At 63.4% G+C, this 2591-nt stretch carries 2 protein-coding genes; one reads left to right on the top strand and one right to left on the bottom strand.

What is annotated here, in order from left to right:
* Positions 1-284 precede the first annotated feature (284 nt).
* The gene (locus tag SFU54_RS01160; RefSeq protein ID WP_319014483.1) at positions 285-1913 is read left to right on the top strand and encodes an MFS transporter; all 1629 of its coding nucleotides are present in this window, start codon (positions 285-287) and stop codon (positions 1911-1913) included.
* Positions 1914-1976: 63 nt separating this feature from the next.
* On the opposite strand, the gene SFU54_RS01155 is transcribed toward SFU54_RS01160, so the two are convergent.
* The coding region (locus tag SFU54_RS01155; protein ID WP_413466534.1) for a leucyl aminopeptidase family protein at positions 1977-2591 on the bottom strand (615 nt) is incomplete at its 5' end.

Genomic DNA, 2591 nt, shown 5'->3' with positions numbered 1-2591 from the left:
CTATAACCAGACTATTGCATTTCAATGCAACCATTTCGCCCCCAACGCTCATTGACTAATTAGTCGAATCATAATCCGTGCTCACGACATTCACATCAACCACCCACACTCGCATCAAGACCAAGTGCCACGAGGTGAGTTTCGTCGCACGCGAGCGGCCCACGCGCGAGACTCGCACCTCAGAAACCGTCGCCGATCTCCTCTCGCCAAGCGGCGCGGCGTGGGGCAAGATGGCGACATCACTGCTCGCATTCGCGAGTGACCGAGCCGGAGGTTCACACCCCATGTCTGCTGGATCCGCCGTCGAAACCCGTTCGTCGTGGTTGCCACTGTTCGTCGTGATGCTCGCGCAAGTGCAGCTCGCCTTTAACGCGTGGAACGTGTCCATCACGGGCATCACCGAAGACCTCGGCATCTCTCCGACCACCGTCGGTCTCGCCAACACCGCGAGCACTTTTGCGGTCTCGGCCTTCTTGCTCTTGGGGGCCAAAATCACCGCGAAGATCGGCCCCGTGCTGGCCTTCCGCATCGGCGTGATCATTCCGGCTCTCGCCGCGATCCTGATCGCGACGGCGCAAGACGGTTCAGTGCTGTTCATCGCCCAGTCGATCACGGGCGCCTCGAACGCCATCACGCTTCCGGCGCTCACGATCATCATTGCGGCGAGCTTCCAGGGCAAGCAGCAGGCGTCGGCGATCGGATACTTTGCCGCGAGCATCCCGCTCGCTCAAGTCGTCTCACTCCTCATCGCGGGCCAGTTCGCCTCGACGATCGGCTGGCGCTGGTCGTTCGTGCTCGTGGCCTCGATCGGCCTCATCAACTTCGCCGCGAGCTTCTTGCTCAAGCCCGTGCCGGCACAGAAGAACCTCATCGTTGACTGGACGGGCGGTGTGCTTGCCGCGACGTCGATCATCTTGCTGAGCTTCGGCATGAGCGTCATGAACGACTGGGGCCTGCTGACGGCGAGCGGCAATGCGCCCGTCTCGATCGGTGGTTTCTCGATCGTGCCGTTGCTCTTCGTCGCGGCGGTGATCTTTGCGCAGCTGTTCATCAGCCGCACCCGTAAGCGCATGGAGGCTCAGCAGGTTCCGCTCGTGAACCTCGACATCGTGCGAGAGCCGAGCGAGCGCGCGACCGTCACGGTCATGGGCCTCATGCTCTTCGTCGGAACCGCCGTGAGCTTCTTGATGCCGCTCTACATGCAGGTCGTGCAGGGCTTCGTGGGCATCCAGGTGTCGTTCGCGGTGATTCCGTACACGATTTCGATTTTCATCGCGAACACGCTCGTCGCGCGCCTCTATTCACGATTCGCGCCTCGCACGATTGCGAGCGTGAGCATGACCGTCGTCACGATCGCGCTCGTCTGGCTGTCATTCACGATCGCCAATGACTGGGGCCAGCTGTCGGTCGTCATCGGACTCGTCGTGCTCGGTCTGGCCCAAGGCTGCGTGGTGGCTCTCGTGTTCAACGCACTGCTCACGTCGGCCCCCAAGGAGAACGCGGGCGACGTGGGCGCGATCCGCGGCCTGACCCACAATCTGTCGGGCAGTGCGGGCATCGCGGTTGCCTCGGCGTTCGCCGTGGGCCTGTTGACGTCGAGTGCCTACGCCGCGGCGAACGACTCCGAAGTGTTCACGCCCGAGATCGTCGAGCAGATCAACTTCGACAACGTCAACTTCTTTACGAACGCGCAGCTCGAACAGGTGCTGACCGACCGCACCGACGCGACCGACGAGCAGATCGCCTACGCCGTCGATCAGTTCACGCAGTCGCGTCTGGATGCCCTGCGCACGACGATGCTCGTGCTCGGTGGACTCGCCGCACTCGCGATTGTGCCCGCGCGCCGCATGCCGGGCTTCCAGAAAGACGACCTCTACGTGGGGTACCCCGAGTCGGACGAAAAGAAGAGCTAGCGAGCTCAACGAATAGGGCCCCGGTGCGCAGCACCGGGGCCCTCGTCGTTCATCCGTCTCTGACTACGAGACGAAACGCGACTCAATAGCCGTGAGCAGCGTGCGCACCGACACGCCTGTGGCGCCCGCATCGAGGTAGCCGTAGCCGGGGCCCTCGTTGACCGCCGCGCCGGCGATGTCGAGGTGGGCCCACGGAATCTTCGAGCCGTCGGCACGCGTGCCCACAAACTCACGCAAGAAGATGCCCGCGACGAGCATGCCGCCGTCGCGGTTGCCCGGCTTGAGGTTCGTCATGTCAGCAAAACGCGAGTCGAGTTGCGACCGTAGTTCTTCGGGCAGCGGCATGTGCCAGTGCGGCTCACCTGTCTGCTCGCCCGCCGCGACAATCTCGCGCACGAGGTCGGTGTCACCCATGACCCCGACCGTGCGACGGCCGAGCGACACGATGGCGGCGCCCGTCAGCGTGGCGACGTCGATGATCGCATCGGGGTTCTCTTCGCTCGCAAGCACCATGCCGTCAGCCATCACGAGGCGACCCTCGGCGTCGGTGTTCATGACCTCAACGGTCGTGCCTCCGCGCATCGTCAAGATGTCGTTCACACGAATCGCGGTCGACGAGATGAGGTTCTCGGCCATGCACAGATAGGCCGTGAGGCGCACGGGCAACCCCAAGCGAGC

This window comes from Microcella sp. (assembly GCF_033763155.1).
GTDB lineage: Bacteria > Actinomycetota > Actinomycetes > Actinomycetales > Microbacteriaceae > Microcella.
The sequence above is the reverse complement of the archived record's forward strand: the minus strand, read 5'-3'. Positions and strand labels throughout refer to the sequence as shown.

Bases quoted from the DNA above. Each gene is read 5' to 3' on its own strand.
- SFU54_RS01160 (WP_319014483.1), top strand. From the start codon at position 285: ATGTCTGCTGGATCCGCCGTCGAAACCCGTTCGTCGTGGTTGCCACTG.